The organism is Bacillus salitolerans (genome assembly GCF_042680805.1).
Taxonomy (GTDB): domain Bacteria; phylum Bacillota; class Bacilli; order Bacillales; family SA4; genus Bacillus_CJ; species Bacillus_CJ salitolerans.
In genome coordinates, this window is the sequence record NZ_JBHUEM010000040.1 from 16818 (window position 1) to 33108 (window position 16291).

The following is a 16291-nucleotide window of genomic DNA, read 5'->3' on the forward strand; positions in this document are numbered from 1 at the left end:
CATGATAAAAAAAGTCTAGTCCCAATTACTGAAAAAGATAAACGGCTACCATAGTTGTTATATAGAATTCATTTCCGGAGTTAATCTTAAGTATTAAACCTCGAATGCCTTAGAGTTTAATAGGTGATATAAAAAAATTAAAATTATCAATCATTGCTCTTGTGATTGGTACGATATCGTAGTATATTTAAGTTAGAAATTTAAATCTAAAAGGTGTGGGACATGGAACATTTGGTTGATCTTTTACTTAAAAACGGAATTAAACCCTTCAGCTACTTTCCGAAAGCAGTTGAGTTAGAAAAAAAAATCTCCCACACAGATTTATCAGCCTTAGTGTTTTTGCTAATGAAAGAACAACTAACTATGTCAGAATTAGCTTCTGACCTAGGTGCACCTCTAAGTACGATCACAAGTATGGCCAAACGCCTTGAAAAAAAGGGGTGGATTCAAAGAACAAGCTCACCCAAGGATCAGCGGGTGATTATAGTTTATTTAACTGAAGAAGGAAAAATTCTGGCTAGGCAGGCTAATGAAATCATGAATCAGGCATTGAGACGTGTTGAAACTGCCTTAACAGAACAGGAACTAGAGCAATTTGTGTACCTTGTGTTAAAGGTAGTAAAATCGTTGCAACAGCCTGAGGATGAGTACAACACATCCATTAAAAAGAAGCCTACTATCCGAAAAATCTCCATTGATGAATAATGGTTACCTTCCAAGCATTATATAGGGATGAACAAGTTATTAAAACGTTGTTCATCTTTATTATAAATAAATAGTACGATGTCGTAGTATAACACCTAGTGAGTTAAGTGAAGTCCAACACTACCCAACTATATTTTTTTAGCTGATTAGTACGATATCGTATTAAAAACATACCCAACTATACGAGGTGAAAAACATGAGGATTATTATTTATACGGGAAAAGGTGGAGTAGGGAAAACAAGTATTGCTGCTGCAACAGCCGTACAATTAGCACAGCAAGGATTGAGAACGCTTGTGATGAGTACAGATGCAGCACACAGCTTATCTGATGCTTTTGACCAACCATTAAGTGATCAACCTAAAGAGCTTCATGATTGTTTATGGGGAATTGAGGTTAATAGTTTACGAGAAACAGAACGGAACTGGGGAGCAGTCCAACAATGGTTGAGTGGCATGATGAAATGGGCAGAGCTAGAGGATATCAGTTCAGAGGAAATCATGATATTTCCAGGTATGGAGGAAATATTTAGTTTGATGCAAATTAAGACTCATGCTCAAAGTGGAAAATATGATGTCATTATAGTGGATTGTGCTCCAACTGGTGAAACATTAAGACTCTTAAGCTATCCCAATCTTATGAAATGGTGGCTTGAAAAGATCTTTCCATTTGAGCGACGTCTCATCAAGGTTGTCCGTCCAGTAAGTAAAGTTGTCATGGGGGGATTGGAGTTACCGAATGATGATGTACTAAACAGTATTGAACGCTTTGTCCGAGAATTAGAAGAAATGAATAAAATACTTTTAGATCGCGATGTAACATCTGTCAGAATCGTTTTAAATCCCGAAAAGATGGTCATCGCCGAATCAAGAAGAGCTTTCACTTACTTGAATTTATTTGGATTTAATACCGATGCCATTCTCGTTAATCGAGTCATTCCAGAGGAAGCAAGAGAAGGCTTTTTAGCAAATTGGCATCATATTCATCAGCGCTATGATGAAGAAATTAAGACCTGCTTCGAGCCTCTCCCTATTTTTCGAATTCCTTTAATGCCTTCTGAGGTTTCAGGGAGATTACACTTAGAGCAGCTTTCTCAAGTAGGGTTTGGTGACACAGATATGTCCAACATCTTATTCTCAGGCCAAACAGAACAAGTTCGCAAAGAGAATGGTCAATATATTTTAGAAATTTCGCTACCCTTCGTGAGTAAGGATGAAATTGAACTTTCGCAAAAAGGTGATGAGCTAATCGTTCAAATTGGATCTTATAAGAGAAAACTAGTTTTGCCTCGTAGTCTTGTGGGGAGAGCGATTGAAAGTGCTCGCATAACTGAACATGTCTTGAATCTTCATTTTTCAGAGAGTATCAATCAGTTTTAGGAAGGGGTGAGCAAAATGAAGAGAGGAACGACTTCACATGTTTTTCTGTCCCTATTAGAATCACATGAGCAGTTCTTAAAAAATACGATTCCTAAAGAATCACAGATACATTTCAGGAATGCCAATAAAGAGTTACTGATTGGCATCGGTGCTTGGATTGATCATCACATTGTGGAATTGGAACAACGTGCTGAAAAAGAAACAACCATGGCGCAATCCAACCATCAAGCGGTGAAGAAAATTAAAATATCCGATCAATGAGGAGGAAGAATGATGAACTGGAAAAAACGTAGTGGCCTATTACTAATGCTAACTTCTGTTATTCATAATCTTATTGGGATTGTTATATTTTGGGAGCCTTTGGTTGATATGTTTCAAGCAGGATTATTTAACTCTGTTGCTAGTCAGTATGATAGAGCCACTGTCTTTTGGTTTCTATTATCAGGTGCACTGATCTTTATCCTTGGGAATTTTATGCATTGGCTGGAAAATGACTTAAACAAAGAAATTCCACCTTTCCTCGGCTGGCATTTATTGTGGTTGTCTATTGTGGGGGCTTTCTTCTTACCAGCATCCGGCTTTTGGCTAGTCATCCCTCAAGCATTGATCATTATAAAGAGATGATGAATAATGAAATAACAGTTTATATCGACGAACACTTTACTAATTATTTGAATTTTAGCTGATTATTTAATGTGTTACCCATAGTAAAGGGAGGAATAACATGAAAGCGATTGTATGCAAAAAATCTGGTTCACCGGATGTACTGAATTATGAAGAAATTAATAAACCTAATCCCAAACCGGATGAAATTTGTGTCAAAGTGTATGCCTCTTCTGTTACAAGAGGAGATGTAATATTACGTAAGATGCCGCGCTTTATTCTATTCCCTATTGGATTAATGTTTGGATTTAAAGCCATGCACATACCTGGTGTTGAGTTTGCTGGCGAGGTTGAAGATGTTGGAGAAAATGTTAGGGATTTTAAAAAGGGCGATCAAGTATTTGGCACTGCGACCGGATTAAGATTTGGTGGTAATGCCCAATATATATGTGTTCCGGAAAAATCTAAGACAGGGGTTGTCACCAAAAAGCCTGAGAACGTTACTTACTCCGATGCTACTGTCATTCCAGTTGGGGGTATGACAGCAATGTATCTATTACGAAAAGGAAACATAAGAAAAAATCAGAAGATTCTTATCTACGGCGCATCGGGGGCGGTAGGTTCATATGCAGTTCAACTTGCTAAGTTTTATGGAGCTAAAATAACGGCTGTATGTAGTACAAATAATTTAGATTTAGTAAGATCTATAGGAGCAGATGAAGTGATAGATTATACTAAGGAAGTATTTACAGAAAGAAGAACAAATGATTATGATATTATTTTTGATGCTGTAGGAAAGATATCAAAGTCCCAATGTAAAGATATCTTAGTGAAGAATGGAAGTTATATCTCTGTAAAATCACCCACAAAGGAAAAACTAGAAGACTTGTTGTTCCTTAAAATGTTGCTAAAGGAAGAGAAACTAAAACCCATTATTGATAGGGAGTATACATTAGAACAGGTTGTAGACGCACACAGATATGTAGAGAGAGGACACAAAAAGGGTAATGTTGTTATCACGGTTGAACATAATTAGAAAGCTGTTTGACAATAGTGTATGGGAAGCAGTAGGTTTGTAGTGAGTTAGTAAATTATTAAGAAATCTTTTGTCAATAAACATATAAACAATTCTACTTTTAGAGAATAGCAAATCCTAATTATCAACTCCATAATAGGTTGTGAATTCTTCACTACATTAACAGGAGCAAAATATAGAATTTCAAAGATGAAAAACAACGGAGTCATTTTGCTGCACAGTACAAATATACTATTCAATAAAAAGACATAACCAAGCGGGTTTAGAATGTTAAATAAGGGAAGAATTCTTGTAATGGTATATCGATATTTTTGAATCAGGATAATTATTTTTCGAAGAGTTTAAGTAGAATGTAGAAGAGCCTCTGTGAAAGGATACAGTAGAAGGAAAGAGAAAACAACGCGTTATGACAACTGGTTAAGGTTTGTAAAGAAGAAATAAGAGATGGACTTTGATGTGACCCCTAAAAGTAGAGTTATATATTAAGCAGCTAATTGGCAGGTATGATTACGGTATTCAACCGGACTCATACCTGCTAATTTTTTCTTTATGCGCTTGTTATTATAATAACCTATATATTCTTCAATTCTTTGCTTTAAATCTTCAAATGAGCATATTGCCTCACCATAATACATCTCTTGCTTCATCAAACCAAAAAAGTTCTCAATAGGTGAATTATCTATACAGTTTCCTTTACGGGACATGCTCTGGAATACTTTGTTTTCTTTTAATGTTTTGACCCATTTATTATGTTGATAATGCCAACCCTGATCAGAATGGATAGTGGTTCTGTACTTTGAATCTTTAACAATTTCAAGAGCTTCCTTGAGTGGTAGGAGAACTAACTCTAAAGTTGGTCGCGTGCTTACTCCATATGTAAGAATTTCTCCGTTAAACAGATCCATGATTGGATTTAAATAAAGTTTAACACCATCTAAACACTTAAATTCAGTAATATCAGTTGTTAGTTTCTGATGACATACACTAGTATAAAAACGACGATTAATGAGGTTCTTGGCAATCGTTCCAACAGTCCCCTTGTAAGAACTATATTTTCGTGATTTTCGTCCGAATTTTTCTGCCTTAAGCCCGAGTTTTTTCATGATACGTTGTACCTTTTTGTGATTAACTTTATAACCACGCTTTCTCAAATCCAGATAAATTCGACGGTAACCATAGTTTCCATTGTTTTCATTAAAGATGACTTGAATAAGCTCTTCGAGTTCTTGGTTTGGATTCTCTTTCTTTATCATTTTAATATGATAGTGATAGGTGGATTCAGGAATACCTACTCTCTGTAAAACAGCATGCTAACATTTTGCTAACGCAATCCAGTGAAAAACGGTAAAATTCCGTTAAAGATGTTACAGACAGAATTTAGCAAAACCTTGATATAACGCACTTTAAGAACATCCAGTTAAAGATATTACACACTCTCACCTTAGGGGCGGCATGAAGTGATAGCCACCAAATCCTTAATATATAAGGTTTTTTGGGCGATTTGCTAACAAAATGCTAACATAGTATAAAGAAAATTAAGGCTTCTCATTAGATTAACTTTTGAGGAGCCTTTTAACGTTTATATTTTGAATTGAACAATAACATTTAAATTTTAAATTGGACTATGCCTTTGTTTCATTTTGTCAGTCTATTTTACCTTGCTTTTTTATTTTTATTCCAATTTATTCAATAACTGTGTTTAAAAATGGTACAATTATCCTAAATGATATATATGAGATTTGAGGTGCTGAGATGAGTAGTCAAACTAATGATACGATTATTGATTATATAGCTAGTTTAGGAGAATATGCAGCGGATCATGCTGTTAAAATAAACAATATACATAAAAGTTTAATAGAAAAAATGCACTATTTAGAAGACGACGTAGTTCGAAATGAATTACAGAAATTGGAACATGAGGTTCTGCAACAATTAAGTGAATTAGAAAAATCAATTGGACAAGTTGGAAAGCATACGAACACAAAACTTTCTTCTGCTGAGGGAAAAATCTTAAATAGTGCCTCCAAACAGATAGAAGAATTAAAGGAAATGAGGAGTCAACTATATACTCAGATTGAACAAGTTGAACGAAAAATTTCTAGTTTGAATACTCATTATCATCAAGAAATTGTCCGGAAAATTGATATTAATCAAAAAGCAGTAATGACAAAACTGGATCAGAATCTTAAGAAGGTTAATCAAGATTTTAATGAGATAAACAATCACTTAGAGGGTCTGAGTAAAAAAGTAAGGTTTGGTAATGTTGTTAGTACTTTAGTCTTAGGAGTGTTAGTTGGACTTATTATTTACTTATACTCGACAGGTGTTATTCTGTGACGAGATTTATATTTTGTTATGAAGAGAAAATAGTAGTTAATGAAGGTAACAAAGAAAAAGTATATGAAAATTATTGTTTAAAAAATATCAATAGTCGCTATTATTTTGGAGAAAAGGCCAGTGAACTTCACCGTGTGTGGCCTAATTTGATAAGAATGCATTTTAATAAAGCAATTAGACAAGCATCAACATTAGAGGAAAGAAATCAATTAGTAAGAAATTTTCTTAATCAGAACATCGATGGTACTGATCGCCATGTTTTCATAATGCCTAGAGATATCATTGAGATTATTGAGAACGAACAAAAAGAAATTATAGATGAATTTTCTGATCGGGTTCTTTTGCAAGGTTTCGGGATGTTCTACTCAAAAATTACTAAAAATGTTAAAAAGGAGAGCAATACTTATACGATTCATATATACCAAGGGCTTGAAGGAATCGAGGGAGTATTGTCAGAGGTGAAGCCAGAAGGAGAATTAAAAATAATTTCTGAGATTTATGTTAAGCCATCGAATCAAATTATTATCCTGAATAAAGTAATAGAACATCTACATAAACAAGTTCAACAATCAAGTAGTGTTAAGTTGTATATCAAAACTGGAAATGAATTAACGAAAAAATTTCCTTATCTATCTATTTTGGAACAGAAAAGTGAGGATTTTACTTTCACATTCAATTTAAGTGACTTTAATGACGATACAGGATCATATGAAATGAATGAATTGCAATACGACCTTAAAATGCTTGCAAATCATTTAATAGAAAGATTACCAAATGAAAAGTATAAAAATTTATTTTCTAGTATTATTTATTCGTTTAATAAAGTTGCCATAAAGGACCAAGAATTTGTTCTCGAACAATTAAAAAGTGTCATTTTGAAGAATTCGGGAATTACAGACGATGACTTAGAGAAGTTAAGAAATATCTTTCTACTGAGGAAGTCTTCAACTTATAAGGTAGGGTTTATCAGTCCATTTTCTTACGGCAAATCATCATTAATTAATGGTCTTCTTGGTAAGTCTCTATTAAAGGCTGATATTCGAGCGGAAACTGCTGTTGTAACCCATGTTACATATGCAGATGAATATTCTCTATTCTTTGTAAATAATGAAGAAATAATAGCTGCTCGTTTTGATACAATTGATCAGTTTAAGAAAGAAGTAGAGAAAATTACAAGTGTCCATACTGCTGATGAAACTTTGCAGCACTTATATTTAACCTTACCTTATGATACAAGATATCCCTCAATTGAGTGGATAGATACACCGGGATTGTTTGCTAAACATGAGTATCATAATCAGGTAACTGATAAGGCAATTGAAGGTTTAGATTTAGTTGTGTACGTGTTTGATCCCACAAAAATTGGAGAAAAGCCTTTTACTAAAAAAATAAAAGAGTACACAGAAATTATTGGAGAAGAAAATACAATATTTGCAATTGGAAAACGAGATTCTGTAGTTGATTCGTTAGATTTAATAGAACAAGAATTAAGGCAACATTTACCGAAAAGTCAGGAAGAAAGAGATATTGTTAGTGCCTCTGGGTATTTTGCATTAAGGGCTAGACAGTATAAATCTGGACAGCTTGAGTTAGTGGACCTTCAAAAAGATTATTTAATATATGCACTTTATAAAGAAGATTCATACTCGGGGAAACGCTTAGAAGCACATCATATTGATAGGGTGTTAGAAATGAGCAATATTGGTGCTCTAGAAAGAATCATTTATAAAAAAGTAAGAAAGTGGCTTAAAGAGGAGGGAGTTTATGAAAATAGTATTGTTTTACGATAATGAAATGTATGTTAAAAAATGGAAGTGTATTATGGATTGTCTAGTAGATCAGGATTCAACTACTGTGACATACACTTCCTTATTTGACCATTATAAAATGGAGGATTCATTTTTTTCTTTTTTTCTATTAACACCGCAACAAGCTGCATCAATGCCTTTATTAGAAAAAGTAGAAGCTTTAATTGAAACTGGAGCACATGAAAAAAGTATGTTGTTTATTATTAATGACAAAGACCAAGTAAGCCTAGAGGAAAGAGAAGTTATTACTACAGAAGTATGTAAGACCCTAGAAAAATATATATTGAGTCCAGAAATACTTTGGACTTCTAGCCATGGATATCACTTGTATCAAACATTTAAAAAAAATCATGAAGATGAAGGGTTAAAAAGAGAGCTGAGATATACTTATTGGAACACTGAAGGAGAGCCTCTAACTTTAAAAGATATGATGGAAAACCAAGAGATGTCACTCGTTATTGAAGACTCTGGTATTCCAGCATTAACTGAGTTTATTGAAAATCAGATGCTTCTCTTTCCACAGAGAGTAAACAGGAGAGATCTCAGCAAAAAACATGTGTTGTTACTAGGAGATAACCGATTAATTAGAGATGCGCTTGCAGAACAAGATAATTTGGTTATACATAAAGTAGAGAATTTTAACCAATTGGAACAGGAAGCGATGCCGCATGACTGTATTTTGATTTTCACTTCTCATGAACAAGTAGAGTTGCTTGATTATGAAAAGTTAAATAGTTTTTCTTCTGTCACAGTCTTAATAGATGGAGGTAATCAACGAAATGTCTGGGAGATACACTCTGATGAGGCATCACAACTAACTGTTAAACATCCTTACCTTAGATTTATAGAAGTTTGTTCATACTATGTAGAGTGTTTAAAGGTTAAAAAGACTCCTGAAGAATTAATTGACGATCCATTTATTGTAATTCGTGGCCAACATGGATTTCCAATTTATAAAGTTGAAATATCTGACTGGGATGAAGCATTGTTGAATGAAAGTGGAATTCCAAATGTTATTAAAGCTATTTCATAAAATTAAAGAAATAACTATACATCTTTGAATTGATAGGAGGAAAAAAGGTTGTTAAAAGAATTTGCAATTAAAAAAGAATTTACATTGCAACAAGCAAATAAGGTAGTTAATGATGAGAATATTGTCAATGAAGTGTTAAAAGAATCTGGTTTAAAGGAGAAGGTAAATAGATTAGAACAGGGCTTGTTTCGCATTGCACTTGTTGCTCCTTTTTCAGCAGGGAAGTCAACATTTATTAACGGCTTGATAGGGAAAGATTTACTTTCAGTAAATATCTTAGCTGAAACAGCCGCAATTACTGTCATTAAATATAGTGAGGAAAAACGTATTGAAATTCATTATAAAGATGGTACTAAGGATATCTTTCCTACTGATGGATCTGAACCAACAGATGAAGAATTAAAGCAGTTTTTAAAAAGGAAAACTGCTGTACAGCGTAAAGATGGGGAAACAGTAGAAATATTTGAAGAAAAAATCGATAAAGTAGAAGTGTATTGGGATCTGCCAATCTGTGAAGATGGAGTAGAGTTAGTTGATACACCTGGACTGTTCTCTGCATATGATCAGCATAGTCAATTGACGAATAATATTCTTCCTACTATTAATGCTGCTCTGTTTGTAGTGGAACCCCACCAAGTCGGTCAGAAACATTTCATGGAAGTTATACAAGATAGAGTAGAAGAGGCCAAAAATAGTCGCTTAGAAGAAGAAGGACGTCATATCTTCTTTATTATTAATAAAATCGATAAATACCCAACTGAAGAAGTGGAAAAGGCCGAGAAAGAACTTATAAATATCTTAAAGCCTATTTTAGCTGTTCCAAATATATTTAAAGTGTCTTCATACTTTGCCGTAAAAGCAAGAATGTTTCAAAATAAAGAAATAAGTATAGATGAAATACAAAAGGATACACAGATCCGTTTCACAGATGAAGAAGGATTTCCGGTGGCAGGAAGAGGCATACAAGAAGAACACATTCCGGAAATTTTAAATATTAGTAATTTTTTACCTTTAGAAAAAGCACTATCGGATTACTTATCTGAAAAGAATGATTTTCTTATTTCAGACGTACTTAATACTATACAAATTTTATTTGATAGAGAGATAGAAGGGCTAAAGCAAAGCATTGAAATTCAAAATAATGCAGGCGATGAAAAGCGTGAATATTATATTGAACGACTAGCTGAGTTAAAAGATTCCTTTGGCGAGATGCTACATAATATTCAAGATGATATTGAGGAAACAATTCATTTTGATTTATTTGGTAGTTCATCATCTTCTGGTGGATTAAAAGAAATATCAGAGAAAATTGAAGATGAAGAAGCTGAGAAATACGCCTTAGATCTTGAAGAATATGCAGGGAAGTTTTGGAATACAAAATCTGTTTTCCTAGATGAGGACAATGCAGTAGAAATGATGAACGAAGTCGCAGATAAAATAAATTCAAAAATCAACATATTCCGTCGTCAATTAACCAAAAATTCTTTTGATCAAATTGAACAACGTGTTAAGAAAGCTGCTAATAAAGTTGTAAATCTTTTTGAGCAATTTGAAGTAGAAGTTAATAAGTCCTTTGAGGACAAACTGGACTTATCAAAGAAAGACCATACATCATTTCTGGATGTAAATGCTTTATTAGAGAAATTACGTTATGATCTTGAAAAGAATTTTTCAAAAACATTAATTAAAATCTCTAAAAAACTAGAAAATGAAATTGCTAGCGCTAGAAGAAATCGAGTATCTTATCGTGATAAGCCAGGTGTATGGAACTGGTTTAAATCATGGTTTGGGAAACAGGATACAGAGCGTATATTTGATGAAGTTGGCTTTCGAAAGGATGTCTCAAAAAAGGTTAGTCAAATGGTTCAAGATGGTGCAGCTACTTTAAGAGAGGAAGCAAGTGAAATTGCACAATATATTTTAGATGAAAGTATTCGTGAGATAATTGAAAACTTTCAACATACTATCGCTGAACGTATATCTTCGTATAACAGCTGGCGAAAGCGAATGCTTAAAGGAATAGAGAAAGACTTAGCTGAAATAGAGCAAACAAAAGAAGAAGTAATTCTGCAATACGAAGATAGAATAAAAGAACTACAAGAAAAGAAAGTAATGCTAAGAGAAGAAGAAGTAAATTTTATGGTTAATACACTCGAATTAGCGGAAAAAGAGGTGGCTGCAGATGTCAATTAATTTTTCTAATTTCAAAACTAATGTCTCGGTTTGGCTGGATAGCCAATATAGTCAATTTGAAAATGAATTTCAAAAGAAAAACGCATTAGAATATGAGAGTTTAATAAAAAAAGAGCAGCTGACAGTAAATAATTATATTCGGAGTCTTATTGATGAAATTAACTTTAAAGTGCGTAATGACTTAAAAGACAAGTTTGATTTTAAGGAAGTACGAAGATTATATGAAGAATATCAGTCAATGACCAAACCTTACAATTTCTCTTTAATGGAATACAAAGTTGGTGCAATACCAAAAAAAGATTCAGTTTTTGAGCGGAGTCCTGCACATTCTGAAAAAGCTCAAACAGGAAAAGAGCATTCAGTTCAAAGAAATAAAGAACAAAATATGATTATAGGAGCAAGTGTTGGAGGCCTTTTAGGAGCCGGTATTGGATTTAAGGCAGTAAACCCATTAATGTTTAAAATGATTACAACACCGACGGGACTATTTTTAGGAGCAATAGTAGGTGGGTATATTGCTCTACAATTGTTGCCTGAAATTGAAAATAATAAAAAACCTAAACAAGCAGTACCTGTACAGACAAAAACTGAAATTCAGTCTTATAAAGAAGTGGCTACAACTGTAGAAACTAATGTACAGACACAATCAATTAATAAAGTCTTACAAGAAAGAAAAATTCAAGTAGGAAGAAAATTAAATGAGATTGTTGATCATATGGAACAAAATTATAAAAAACTTTTAGCAACTGCTAATGAATAAGGGGGGACCAGGGTGATTTCAAATAGTGATAAACAAAAAATTCACAATCATTTAAAAGCACTCGCATCTCCAATAAATCCACAGATTCATTCTGGGCGGACGAAAATTCAACGTCCCCCTTTTCACTGGTTGAAAATTGCAGAAATCAAAGTGGATCACGTAGAACATGATGACATTCTAAAGGAGATTAAAAACCGTTGCAAACAATTTACGCATTCTTTAGTAGGTATACGTGAATATGTTTATTTACGGTTATCAAATACTGAACATTTTACTGTTTGTGTTGAAGTAGGAATTGGTGGGCCTAAACGTTCAGAAAATGAAATAGTTGGAATTTTCGAGGGGGCTTTTCCAGGAGCTAATCTAAACATTTCAACAACCAGAGAACTGGTTAACTCCTATAGTTATAGTGCAGCAGCAATTGGAATTCCTCCAAAGTTGGATAATGAGGAATTATCTTCTTCGTGGATGAATCATTTGTTTTCTACTTTGAAAGGACATGAGTTTTCACTCGTTATATGTGCAGCACCACTTGACCAAGAAGAAGTCTTGGAAGGAAAAAAAAGGATTTCTCAAGAGAGAGATACTTTCTTTACTAATAAAAAAATTTCCACCTCAAATGGAACATCAAACATGGTTCAAGAAGGAGAAAACACCAATGATAATAGTGGATTTAATGTTCTAATTAAAAGCTCAGGTGACTCTAAGGGCTACAATCATTCGAAGTCTGAAACGGTGACTAAAGACGACACTTATGAATTCGAATCAAGTGATACGGCACGTTACCTCGATTTACTAGATCAACAACTGGATCGTTATGACAGTGGCCAATCGATAGGTATGTGGCAAACTGCTATTTATTTTGCAACGAATGAAGAAGGTAACTTAGATAAAATGGCAGCTTCTATATCTAGTTCCTTGCATAATGAAGAAGGGGTGCACCCTTTTACATTTGTTAAAAATGAAAAAGTTTTGAATCTTTTAGCTCGCTGTGAAATTCCGGGAGATGATTCTTCAGAAGATCTACTTAGAGGAAAGCTGAGCAAATTAACATCTGTCATCACTACTGATGAACTAGCAAGCTTATTTATCTTACCATCTATGGAACTACCAGGCTATCAAATATCATCTGTATATGATTCTACGGTGAATGTCCCGCAAACAGGAGGGGAAATCCCATTAGGAAGAGTGTTACACCGTAGTAAAGAAATCAATCAAAATTTTGGAATAACACCTGAACAATTAAATAAACATGCATTAATTACGGGCATCACCGGGAGTGGCAAAACTAACACAATCTATTCCTTGCTCGACTCTTTTTATTTACCGTTTTTAATTATTGAGCCGACAAAGCAGGAATATCGTCATCTTCTCAATAAGTTTGAAACATTAAGGGTGTATACTTTAGGGAATGAGAGGGTTTCACCGGTTCGTTTAAATCCTTTTTATTTTCCAGAAGGTATCTCACTATTAACTCATATTGATTCACTAAAAGCAGTATTCACGTCATCATTTTCTATGTATGCTTCGATGCCGAATATCTTAGAGCAATGTTTGTACAATATTTATTTAAAAAAAGGATGGAGCCTACATCATTCTACGAATATATATGGAAAAACGCATGAAGAAGCTAAAGAATTTTTCCCAACAATTAAGGATTTATACGAAGAAGTTGATGAATATCTGAGTAAATCAGGCTATGCAGAAGAACAAAAATCTAATATCCGTGCTGCTTTATTAACCCGGTTAAAAAGTTTAATGGTTGGAAGTAAGGGTCTAATGCTAAATACAACAGAGTGTATTGATTTTTCAGAATTACTCTCCACTCCCACTGTCCTAGAGCTTGAAGAGATAGCAGATGATGATGATAAAGCTCTTATTATGGGTGTATTATTTATTCGGTTAGCCCAACAACTAAAAATCTCACGTACAGATAGCAAAATTGATAATGACCTTAAGCATATAACCATTGTAGAAGAAGCCCATCGGATTTTTAGTAACCAAGAGGGAAAATCAGAAAGTCAAGAAACAGCCAATATAAAAGGGAAGGCTGTTGAGCATTTCTCAAATGTGCTAAGTGAAATTCGATCAATGGGTGAAGGAATGGTTATTATTGACCAAGTACCAACAAAGCTGGCTCCTGACGCTATTAAGAATACAAACTTAAAAATTGTACATCGTATTGTAAGTGTTGATGATGCTGAACATATGGCACAAGCTTTAGCGATGAAGCCAGATCAAACAGAATTTTTAACTAGACTTAAAAAAGGAGAAGCCTTTGTCTTTCAAGAAGGAATGGATAAACCAGCACATGTGAAAATGTTTCCTTTCAAGAGTACTCAGTCATTTGTTCGTGAAGATGAAATTATGAAAGCTGCGATGGAGTATAATGCTTTTGTCACAAACAGTCCTGGTATCCATCCTTTTGCAGAGTTAATGATGGAGCAGGATCAATACGCAATGAAAAAAATTGTTGAAGTAGGAAAGAAATTGTATCATAGCCTACTCTTTGGAGAACTTAGCTCAATTCAATCATATTTAATATATACGGAAAAACAATTACTTTCAATCGCGTATCAAAATGGCTTTGATGTAAATGAAGAAGATCAAGTTCATTTCCTCCAGTCAGTAATTCAATTGATGATTGGTCGCTTAATTGAGACAGATCTTTACTTTTCAAAAATACATCGTATTCGCACAAAAGTGCATTATTTCTTGAAACTATTAACAAAGGATCGTAATTATATTTGGTCTGAAAGAGAAATTCAATTGTTAGAGCTAAGACGTAAGGAATTTATTTATCCTTTACTAGAAGAAGCAACGCGGAGGCAACTATATGAGGAAAGGACAGCTCAATGTTTATGGAGTAGGCCTTCCGCAATTAACGGACAAGCTTATAAAATAGCTAGTAACATGATGGAGAATGGTATTTTTGAAAAAGTTCAAACAAATGTGGATCAATCGGCAATGGAGCATTTATATCAATCAGTAAAACAGGAATTACAAACTTATATGATTCATCCAATTATGAGTTCTCCACAAGATGCTCAATTGCTCTCAAATGTCTTGGCGCTTCTAATTCAGGGATCAAAAAAAGCAAACGAAATACAATATGTGATGGATTCTTTCATTGAAAAGGAGATGGAAAAATGGACGGTGGAGTATCAGCTGCAGTTTTAGAAAAAGTAACAGAGGCTTCTGTAGAATTACAAAAGTCTATCGAAGGTTTGGTTAAAAGTGTCGAGTCTTCTATTGAATCCGAACAAGCCCAAGGAGTATATGAAGGATTAGAACAAGAAGTAAACGAGAGTTTTGTTCCTTTAAAAAACGAGTTAGGTGAAACGGTAATTGAGGTTCCACCGGCAGAAAAACAACTATATGATGAGATTGGAGTTGAGTACGAGAATATCAACGGAATGGATGTGTATGTTCGCAATGACATAGATCCTAATCAAACTGATGCACTAGGAAGAACAAACCTTGAAAGGATGGAACAAGGATTAGCTCCATTAGATGAAACAGGACAATCAATTGAGTTGCATCATATTCGTCAAAGTCCTGAAGGTCCACTTGTTGAATTAAAAAGTGTTGAACATGAAGGTAATTTTGAATTGCTCCATCCAAATCTAGAGAGTCCATCTGCTATTGATCGTGGGGAATTTGCAAAGATTCGTGCGGAACATTGGAAAGCGCGGGCAGAAATGATTAAAGCAGGAGGAATGGTATAATGAATCATGAAAAGCTTCGTAAATTAATACAGGAAAAACGTGATGCCTCTTATTTCTTCGGTACGGTTGATGATACAACAATAAAAAAAGCTGAAGAAAAGCTTGATTTAACGTTTCCAAAAGAATACCGTGAATTTCTTGAAGAGTATGGATGTGGAAATATAGGACCGATTGAAATTTTTGGATTAGGACCAAATGTGGAAAGTGTACCAAATGTGGAGTGGGTTATAAAGAATTTGCGAGAGACGAGAGACCTACCCAATTATTTAATTCCTGTTGAAAACATAGGAGATGGTTCCTATGCAGTAGTGTCTTCTGCAAACTCAAGCGAACATGGTGTTATGGAGGGGATTGTCCTACAATGGAATTCTAGGGTGAACGATCCCCCAAAAATAGCAAATAGCTTTGGCGAGTATTTACAAGAACGTTTGTTGAACGTATAACTGCGTAAAAAAACAGGGATTACATAGTGGTGTGGTCCCTATTGTTTTAGCAAGACGTTTTTATGTAAATAATAGCCCCCTCTAAAAGCAAGGGGTAAATCTTTATATAAAATCTATATATATGCGTTTCAGTATCATCATGCTATCAAAACACAAGTGGAATGTGTTTCGCAATTATTAACATTGAAATAATCTTTGATCATTATTCAACTTTTTTATAGGTACGGAAACATCGAGAATACTTAAGGAGCACTTCTAAGTTAAAAA

Annotated in this window: 13 protein-coding genes and 1 pseudogene; 13 read left to right on the plus strand and 1 reads right to left on the minus strand. The window is 34.1% G+C overall.

Features of this window, described 5'->3' with window-relative positions:
- Nucleotides 1–222 precede the first annotated feature (222 nt).
- From ACFSCX_RS16990 to ACFSCX_RS17010, 5 genes are all read left to right on the plus strand, one after another.
- The gene (locus ACFSCX_RS16990) at nucleotides 223–705 is read left to right on the plus strand and encodes a MarR family winged helix-turn-helix transcriptional regulator (protein ID WP_377929437.1); all 483 of its coding nucleotides are present in this window, start codon (nucleotides 223–225) and stop codon (nucleotides 703–705) included.
- Nucleotides 706–901: 196 nt separating this feature from the next.
- Nucleotides 902–2083, plus strand: a complete 1182-nt coding sequence (locus tag ACFSCX_RS16995) for an ArsA family ATPase (RefSeq protein ID WP_377929438.1) — start codon at nucleotides 902–904, stop codon at nucleotides 2081–2083.
- Nucleotides 2084–2098: 15 nt separating this feature from the next.
- Nucleotides 2099–2344 carry a hypothetical protein gene (locus tag ACFSCX_RS17000; RefSeq protein ID WP_377929439.1) on the plus strand — a complete coding sequence of 82 codons (246 nt, stop codon included), beginning with the start codon at nucleotides 2099–2101 and terminating at the stop codon, nucleotides 2342–2344.
- Between the two features lie 12 nt (nucleotides 2345–2356).
- Complete coding sequence (locus tag ACFSCX_RS17005) at nucleotides 2357–2707, plus strand: DUF6463 family protein (RefSeq protein WP_377929440.1); 351 nt, start codon at nucleotides 2357–2359, stop codon at nucleotides 2705–2707.
- A gap of 100 nt (nucleotides 2708–2807) precedes the next feature.
- Complete coding sequence (locus ACFSCX_RS17010) at nucleotides 2808–3722, plus strand: NAD(P)-dependent alcohol dehydrogenase (protein WP_377929441.1); 915 nt, start codon at nucleotides 2808–2810, stop codon at nucleotides 3720–3722.
- Nucleotides 3723–4204: 482 nt separating this feature from the next.
- Here the strand turns inward: ACFSCX_RS17010 and ACFSCX_RS17015 are convergent.
- Nucleotides 4205–5014 (minus strand): annotated as a pseudogene (locus ACFSCX_RS17015) (IS3 family transposase); the annotation flags it as partial.
- Between the two features lie 460 nt (nucleotides 5015–5474).
- Here ACFSCX_RS17015 and ACFSCX_RS17020 point away from each other — a divergent pair.
- Genes ACFSCX_RS17020 through ACFSCX_RS17055 form a run of 8 tightly spaced genes read left to right on the plus strand, consistent with a single transcriptional unit; the run spans nucleotide 5475 to nucleotide 16024 of the window.
- Nucleotides 5475–6059, plus strand: a complete 585-nt coding sequence (locus ACFSCX_RS17020) for a hypothetical protein (RefSeq protein WP_377929442.1) — start codon at nucleotides 5475–5477, stop codon at nucleotides 6057–6059.
- Nucleotides 6056–7849: a dynamin family protein gene (locus ACFSCX_RS17025; RefSeq protein ID WP_377929443.1), complete on the plus strand. Its 1794-nt coding sequence runs from the start codon at nucleotides 6056–6058 to the stop codon at nucleotides 7847–7849. Before ACFSCX_RS17020 ends, ACFSCX_RS17025 begins: the two co-directional genes overlap by 4 nt.
- On the plus strand, nucleotides 7824–8900 hold the full coding sequence (locus ACFSCX_RS17030) for a hypothetical protein (protein ID WP_377929444.1): 1077 nt from the start codon (nucleotides 7824–7826) through the stop codon (nucleotides 8898–8900). Before ACFSCX_RS17025 ends, ACFSCX_RS17030 begins: the two co-directional genes overlap by 26 nt.
- Nucleotides 8901–8948: 48 nt before the next feature.
- Nucleotides 8949–11093: a dynamin family protein gene (locus ACFSCX_RS17035; protein ID WP_377929445.1), complete on the plus strand. Its 2145-nt coding sequence runs from the start codon at nucleotides 8949–8951 to the stop codon at nucleotides 11091–11093.
- Nucleotides 11083–11853: a hypothetical protein gene (locus tag ACFSCX_RS17040; RefSeq protein ID WP_377929446.1), complete on the plus strand. Its 771-nt coding sequence runs from the start codon at nucleotides 11083–11085 to the stop codon at nucleotides 11851–11853. The genes ACFSCX_RS17035 and ACFSCX_RS17040 overlap by 11 nt, the downstream gene beginning before the upstream one ends.
- Nucleotides 11854–11865: 12 nt before the next feature.
- Entirely contained in the window at nucleotides 11866–15033 is a 3168-nt protein-coding gene (locus ACFSCX_RS17045; RefSeq protein WP_377929447.1) for an ATP-binding protein, read from the plus strand.
- Nucleotides 15003–15581 carry an HNH/ENDO VII family nuclease gene (locus tag ACFSCX_RS17050; protein WP_377929448.1) on the plus strand — a complete coding sequence of 193 codons (579 nt, stop codon included), beginning with the start codon at nucleotides 15003–15005 and terminating at the stop codon, nucleotides 15579–15581. Before ACFSCX_RS17045 ends, ACFSCX_RS17050 begins: the two co-directional genes overlap by 31 nt.
- A complete protein-coding gene (locus ACFSCX_RS17055; RefSeq protein ID WP_377929449.1) occupies nucleotides 15581–16024 on the plus strand; it encodes an SMI1/KNR4 family protein in 444 nt (147 codons plus the stop codon). The genes ACFSCX_RS17050 and ACFSCX_RS17055 overlap by 1 nt, the downstream gene beginning before the upstream one ends.
- Nucleotides 16025–16291: the final 267 nt, after the last annotated feature.

What these genes read in the sequence shown, in the direction of transcription:
- ACFSCX_RS17055 (WP_377929449.1), top strand. Translation starts at nt 15,581, where the DNA reads ATGAATCATGAAAAGCTTCGTAAATTAATACAGGAAAAACGTGATGCC.
- ACFSCX_RS17030 (WP_377929444.1), top strand. Translation starts at nt 7,824, where the DNA reads ATGAAAATAGTATTGTTTTACGATAATGAAATGTATGTTAAAAAATGG.
- ACFSCX_RS17040 (WP_377929446.1), top strand. Translation starts at nt 11,083, where the DNA reads ATGTCAATTAATTTTTCTAATTTCAAAACTAATGTCTCGGTTTGGCTG.
- ACFSCX_RS17010 (WP_377929441.1), top strand. Translation starts at nt 2,808, where the DNA reads ATGAAAGCGATTGTATGCAAAAAATCTGGTTCACCGGATGTACTGAAT.
- ACFSCX_RS17005 (WP_377929440.1), top strand. Translation starts at nt 2,357, where the DNA reads ATGAACTGGAAAAAACGTAGTGGCCTATTACTAATGCTAACTTCTGTT.
- ACFSCX_RS17000 (WP_377929439.1), top strand. Translation starts at nt 2,099, where the DNA reads ATGAAGAGAGGAACGACTTCACATGTTTTTCTGTCCCTATTAGAATCA.
- ACFSCX_RS17020 (WP_377929442.1), top strand. Translation starts at nt 5,475, where the DNA reads ATGAGTAGTCAAACTAATGATACGATTATTGATTATATAGCTAGTTTA.
- ACFSCX_RS17050 (WP_377929448.1), top strand. Translation starts at nt 15,003, where the DNA reads ATGGACGGTGGAGTATCAGCTGCAGTTTTAGAAAAAGTAACAGAGGCT.
- ACFSCX_RS16995 (WP_377929438.1), top strand. Translation starts at nt 902, where the DNA reads ATGAGGATTATTATTTATACGGGAAAAGGTGGAGTAGGGAAAACAAGT.
- ACFSCX_RS16990 (WP_377929437.1), top strand. Translation starts at nt 223, where the DNA reads ATGGAACATTTGGTTGATCTTTTACTTAAAAACGGAATTAAACCCTTC.